The 6,075-nt window shown below is 70.5% G+C and carries 4 protein-coding genes; 3 read left to right on the plus strand and 1 reads right to left on the minus strand.

The features are described 5' to 3' along the window. Nucleotides 1–13 precede the first annotated feature (13 nt). Complete coding sequence (locus ABZ893_RS16435; RefSeq protein ID WP_361403202.1) at nt 14–901, minus strand: glycosyl hydrolase; 888 nt, start codon at nt 899–901, stop codon at nt 14–16. A gap of 381 nt (nt 902–1,282) precedes the next feature. On the opposite strand from ABZ893_RS16435, the gene ABZ893_RS16440 reads away from it, so the two are divergent. The 3 genes from ABZ893_RS16440 (at nt 1,283) to ABZ893_RS16450 (ending at nt 5,398) form a co-directional block, all read left to right on the plus strand. Further along, on the plus strand, nt 1,283–2,350 hold the full coding sequence (locus ABZ893_RS16440; RefSeq protein ID WP_361403205.1) for a substrate-binding domain-containing protein: 1,068 nt from the start codon (nt 1,283–1,285) through the stop codon (nt 2,348–2,350). A 225-nt stretch (nt 2,351–2,575) separates the two neighbouring features. Beyond that, nucleotides 2,576–4,837, plus strand: a complete 2,262-nt coding sequence (locus tag ABZ893_RS16445; protein ID WP_361403208.1) for a protein kinase — start codon at nt 2,576–2,578, stop codon at nt 4,835–4,837. A 186-nt stretch (nt 4,838–5,023) separates the two neighbouring features. Then, nucleotides 5,024–5,398 carry a hypothetical protein gene (locus tag ABZ893_RS16450; RefSeq protein WP_361403211.1) on the plus strand — a complete coding sequence of 125 codons (375 nt, stop codon included), beginning with the start codon at nt 5,024–5,026 and terminating at the stop codon, nt 5,396–5,398. The last annotated feature ends 677 nt before the right edge of the window (nt 5,399–6,075 follow it).

Raw genomic sequence — 6,075 nt, forward strand, 5'->3', positions numbered from 1 at the left:
GCCGGGCGCGGGCTCAGCTCCCGAAACGGAGCTTGTACTGAGCCCGCCCCTTGGGAAAGTCGTCCAGGGTTCCGCCACCCCAGTCGTGATCGAAGTACGACTGGTAGGCGGAGCCCTGGACGAGTTCTGCCATCCGGTCGACGAAGTACGGGGAGTCACCGCCGCCGGCGTAGGAGTCGCCGGGCCGGTAAAGGCCCCATTCCGGATAGGACACCGGTTTGCGGTGGGCGGCGGCGAAAACTTTGAAGTCACGGACGCCCATAGGGGTGTTGAGGGTGTGCTCCCAGCGTTCTTCCGGTGTCGCGTCCGGGTGCTTCCACCACACGTCGTAGATGTCGAGCCCGACGATGTCGACGTAGGAATCACCGGGATAGAGCGTCTCGAACGAGGTGACCTCGCCCGAGGTGCCGATGGCCATGTTGTAGTCGACGAGGAATCGCGCTCCGGGGCGGTCGCGAATGAGCGTGACGACCTTCCGGAACATCTCGCGGTAGGCGGCCGGGTCCTCGGTTCCGTGCCAGGGGCCGATCGTCCTGTTGTTGCCCTCGTACCCGAGACGGATGACCGAGTCGCCCAGGCCGTTCCTGACCAGCAGGTCGGCCAGGTCCCGGAACTGGGCGCAGTAGGCGCCTGCGAGCGCGTCCTCGTAGTCCCCGCCCTTGGGCAGCAACGGCAGCCCGAGCACGAGCCGCCGCCCGTCCCCGGACTTCTTCCAGTCGCCCCAGAACTCGAAAGCGCGCCGGTTCCACTTCGTATTCTCGGACGGGTCCACATAATCGGTCGCGTCGATCCGGGACAGCCCGAGCCAGCTCTGCGTACTGTCCACGGCCGCGGTTTTCCCGGGCCCGGCATAAACGCCGAGGCGGGTGGAAGCGACGGCACCGTCGGAAGACATGGCCATGGACGCGAGGATAACCCTGGCCGAGGCAATGACTGTCTCGGGTTTCCGCGTCAATTCTATAAAGGATTATTACTATCCGAATTCGTAATAGGGCGGGCGCGACAGGTCTGCACACAGGAAATTCCACTCCTACCGGGCTTAGTTCGAGCCGTCTGTGTGACTGTCGGTGGCGGGGTATATCGCGCCGGCGACTTTCCGCTTCCGCCGCTGTCACCGAGAGCGGGGCCGGGGGCTCGGATGCATCTGGGATTGGCAGTATTCGGCCGGCAGCTGCGGCGCCCCGGCCCCGCTCGTGTGGCCCAGAACTGCCGACTACGGGGTGGGCTCGCTGGGTCCCGCCCGGTGGACCGTTCGAGAGAATGGGGGCAGGTGTTTCAGGAAGTGGCAACGGCCAGGTGGGAGTTGGGTATGGCGGGCGACGGCGGTCCGGTGACACTGCGCGGGATCGCGGACCGGCTCGGGCTGCACGTCTCGACGGTCTCCCGCGTGCTCAACGGCCCGACCGGGGAGCAGGGCCGCGCCGCGTCCGGCGAGACGGCACGCCGCATCCGCGAACTGGCCGACGAACTCGGCTACCGCCCCAACCCGCACGCCACCAGCCTCCGCACCCGGCGCAGCAACCTGGTCGGGGTGCTTTTCCCTCGGTTGTCGGAGATCGTGGTGGCCACCATCTACGAGGGTGTGGAGGAGGAAGCGACCCGGCGCGGGCTCTCCACCTTCGTCACCAACACCCATGACGACCCCGCCATCCAGCGCGAGCGGATCGGCATGGTCCTGGGGCGCCGGGTCGACGGCCTCATCATCGGCGACGCCCACCTGGACGGGGCCGCGCTGGCCGGACCGGCCCTGGACGGCACCCCCTTCGTGCTCGTGAACCGCCGCACCGACACCGGCCACCCGGCGGTGACCTGCGACGACCGCCTCGGCGGGCGGCTCGTGGCGGAACACTTCCTGGCCCTCGGCCACCGTGACGTGGCCGTCATCGCCGGTGAACCCTTCGCCAGCACCGGCACCGACCGCACCGCCGGCTTCACCGACCGCTACCGCGAGGCCGGCCTGCCCCTGCCCGCGAACCGCGTACGGCACTGCCCCTTCGACACGGCCGGCGGACACCGCGCCGCCGTCGAGTTGCTGACCGGCCCCGACCGACCGACCGCCGTCTTCGCCGTCAACGACCTCGCGGCGATCGGCACCGTCGGCGCCGCCCGCGACCTGGGCCTGCGTCTTGGCGAAGACCTCGCCCTGGCCGGGTTCAACGACACCCCGCTCGCCGCCGAACTGCCCGTCCCGCTCACCAGCGTCCGCTCGCCCATGGCCGAGCAGGGCAGACGCGCCGTACGGCTGCTGCTCCGCCGCATCGCGGGCGAGTCCGTCGACTCGGAGGTGCTGGGGCCGGAGCTGGTGGTGCGGGCCTCGACGGGTGCGGCAATCGGGCCGAACGGGCTCTGAACGTGAGGCAGTTGTGTTCCCTGCCCTACAGGTGGGTGTTGTTGCCCAAACGATTGGCGCAAACGTTTGGGTAGGGCATAGTGGGCTCCTCGGTACGCGTCCGGCCATGGCTCCGGCTCTGGCTCTGGCTCTGGCTCTGGCTGTGGGGGTGGCTCGGTGGGGTGGTTCGGCAGGCGGAAGCGCGGGACTGTGGGGGAGCCCGGCTCGGATTCCCGTCGGGAGCTGGTGGCGTCGCTGCGGGAGGGGAGCGGGGAGGCCGAGCTGATCGGCCGTCAGGGCGGGGCGGTGGAGGCCGCCGCGCGCTACACGGACCTGGTCTGGATGGCGGAGCGCTTTCTGGGGGCGCAGGACACCGACACGTTGGCGCTGCGGCACCAACTCGCCCACTGGACCGGCGAGTCCGGCCGACCGGAAGCCGCGGTGGAGCAGTTCGGCCGGCTGATGGCCGACCGGGAGCGGATCCAGGGGCCGCGCCATCCGGACACCGAACTGGCCCGGCACCAACTCGCCCACTGGCACGGCCGGTCGGGCCGCCCCGAGGAGGCCGTGCGTCGCTACGAGAGCATGTGCCGGTCCGCCGAGCGGGAGAACCGCACCGAGAAGGCGCTCACCCTGCTCTGCGAGGTGGGTTACTGGCAGCAGCAGGGCGGCGACAACGCGGCGGCGCTGCGCACGTTCTCGCAGATGCTGCACACGGCGCAGGAGGAACTGGGCCCTGGCCACGAGCTGGTCACCATCGCCCGCCAGCGCTACGCCGAGGTCGCGGGCGGGCTGCCGTTCGGGAACGAGGGCGGTGACGACGGGCTGCGGGACCTCCGCGCGACGGCCGCCGCGGTGGAGGAAGCCGGGGACTTCGAGCGCGCGGGCCGGATGTACGGGCGGATCGCCGAGCGGTGCGAGGAGCTTCACGGGGCGGGCAGCCCGCACACGCTCTCCGCGCGGGTCGCGCAGGCGAAGGCGGCGGTGAACGCGGAGGACCGTGCGACGGCCGTCGACTGCTTCGGGAAGGTGCTCGCGTGCATGGAGCTCCGGGGGCAGGGGCCGGGTTCACCGGAGTACGACGTGCTGCGCGGGCAGCGGGACGAGCTGGCCCGGATGGCTGGGCGTCCGGTGCTTCGTATCGGGGAGCGGGTGTTGGGCGAGGCGGTGCAGGCGGCGCCGGGGGTGGCGTGCGCGGTGCTGGCGGGCGAGGCTGGGGGTGACCGGAGTTGGCGTGTGTGGACCGTCGAGCAGTGGGCGGACGTAGAGCAGAACCTGACCCGGCAGGGGTATGACGCGACCGCCCTCTGCTTCGCCCGAGAAGACCTGCGGCCGACGCCTGAAGAGGCCGCTGTGTGCGAGGAGTTGGGGCTGGCCGGCGTCTACGTGTCCCGCCTGGGTGGCGAGAACGTGCGGATCGAGGCGTACGTGTTCCGGGAGGGCGAGCCCGTGGCGGCGCGGGTCGTAGTGGTGAAGGACGCGGCGGGCGAACGGGACGTGCCGAGGGCGGCTGACGTGGGCGGTCGGATCGCCGTGCACGCGGAGGCCGAGGCCATCGGGAGCTGGCGGGAGATCAAGCGGGCGCGGCCCGCAGCCGGGGTGGACCGGCCGCAGGCCTTCGGCGCGTACGAGGTGCTGGAGTGCGTCGGCGAGGGCGGCTTCGGGCGGGTCTACCTGTGCCAGGACGCCGACGGGCTGATGGTCGCGGTCAAGACGCTGCACCCGCACCTCGCGGCGGCGCCGCCGATCAAGCAGGGCTTCGCGCACGAGGTGCGGGCGGCGCAACGGGTCGGCGGGCGGTTCACGGTGCCGGTGATCGGGGCGGACACGGAGGGGGCCACTCCGTGGATGGCGGTCCCGTACGTGGCCGCTCCCTCGTTGCAGGAGCTTGCCGAGCGGTGCGGGCCGCTGGACGTCGGCCTGGTGCGCACGCTGGGGGCGGGCATCGCCGTGGCCCTGAGCGCCATCCACGCCGAGGGCATCGTGCATCTGGATCTCAAGCCGGCGAATGTGCTCCTTGCGGAGGACGGCCCGCGCGTCATCGACTTCGGCATCGCCCAGATCGAACGTCTCACGCAGCCCCGACGCGGCTTCGCCGGCACGTACGCGTACGCCTCACCGGAGCAACTGCGCGAGCAGCGCACGTTCACGCCGGCCAGCGACGTGTTCTCCCTGGGCACGCTCCTCGCGCGCCTGGCCTTGGGGCGAAGCCCGTGGGGCCGGGACACGCCGTCCGTGGTGGCCGCGATTCGCGCCGGGACACCCGATCTCGCGGGCCTGCCGGTCGACTTGGCGGAGGTGGTCCGTTCGTGCCTCCACGCCGATCCGGACCGGCGTCCGACGGCGGCTGAGGTGGCCGAGGGGCTGATCCCCGGAGCGGTCGAGGGCGACCGGCTCGGCCCACCACAGCTGCCGGAGCGGGCCCGCGCCCTGGTCGCGGAACACGCCACGGTGCCGGCCACACGCCTCTACGAGACGCGCGCCGAGACCCGGCGTCGGGGGCTGTGAGGCAGGGAGGCACCTCCTCCTGGCCCCCGTTCCCGTTACCCGCTGCCGCCCGGGTGAAGTCACGAGTCGCACAAGCGTGTCACGAAGGAATGTCTGAAGGGGCGATTCGCGGCCGGGATAGATGTTGGGCGGCTCGCACAAGGTGCGATGTCGCTTTCCCTCGGAATCCAGCGAAGGAAGATCCCTGTGCTCAAGAAGTCTCTGGTAGCTGTAGTAGCCCTGGCAGCAGTGGTCGGCACCGCCGGAGCGGCACAAGCCGATGACGTGGTCCGAGTCGTGCAGGGCGCGGCGGTGCCCATTCCGGTGTCCACGAGCGGCTACGGCGGCAACGCCGCCGCGGTGGCCGGATGCGACGAAGGAGAGACCCGCGTCGGCGGCGGAGCCATCGTGACGGCCGGCAACTCGCACACGGAGCGCTACAACCTGTCCGCGAGCGCGCCGATCAGCGGCGAGCGCTGGTGGGCCTTCGCCACGAACACGGACACAGCCAACCCCGGCACGCTTCAGGCATACGCGATCTGCGCGAAGGTAGTGAAGACCCCGGTCCTCACGACTCCCTGACGCGGGTCGGATCTGGTAGGCGAGCAGTACGCCTCACCGGCCGTGGACGGCCCCTAGGGGGCTGGACAACAAAACGAGGCCCAGGTCGTCTGACCTGGGCCTCAACCATGGCGGAGCGGGTGAGGAAAATCGAACTCGCACTCTCGGCTCGGGAGGCCTGGGAGGCTGGGGTGGTCGAGGGCCGATTCGACCGCCTCCACCGCCGTTGATGTCAGCGGTGGATGTCGGAACCCGTGGTTCCCCGCAGAACCTGGCACGCGTCTGGCACGACCTCCTCGTCCCGGACTACGGGCGGGACGGTTGCCAAGGTCGGCCCGGCTGATCACACGTTCGCTGGGAGGTGATGTGGGTCGGCTGTGGTTGCGGCAGTTGCTGTACTCCGCCGCTGTACGGCAGCGCGGTGTGTGCGTGTATTCCGACCAGAGGGCCGGACAACGGCCACACACCGCGCTCCGAACGTGATCACTAGTGACTGATTAGTAGCCGCCGTAGCCGCCGCCGTAGCCGCCGCCTCCGTGGTCACCGAAGTCACGACCGTGGTCACCGAAGTCACGACCGAAGTCACGACCGTGGTCACCGTGGTCACGACCGAAGTCACGACCGTGGTCACCGTGGTCACGACCGAAGTCACGACCGTGGTCACCGTGGTCACGACCGAAGTCACGACCGTGGTCACC

The organism is Streptomyces sp. NPDC046821 (assembly GCF_040645335.1).
In the GTDB taxonomy this organism is placed as follows: domain Bacteria; phylum Actinomycetota; class Actinomycetes; order Streptomycetales; family Streptomycetaceae; genus Streptomyces.

Excerpts from the sequence above, each read along its gene's own strand:
- ABZ893_RS16435 (WP_361403202.1), bottom strand. The coding sequence starts at position 901 with ATGGCCATGTCTTCCGACGGTGCCGTCGCTTCCACCCGCCTCGGCGTT.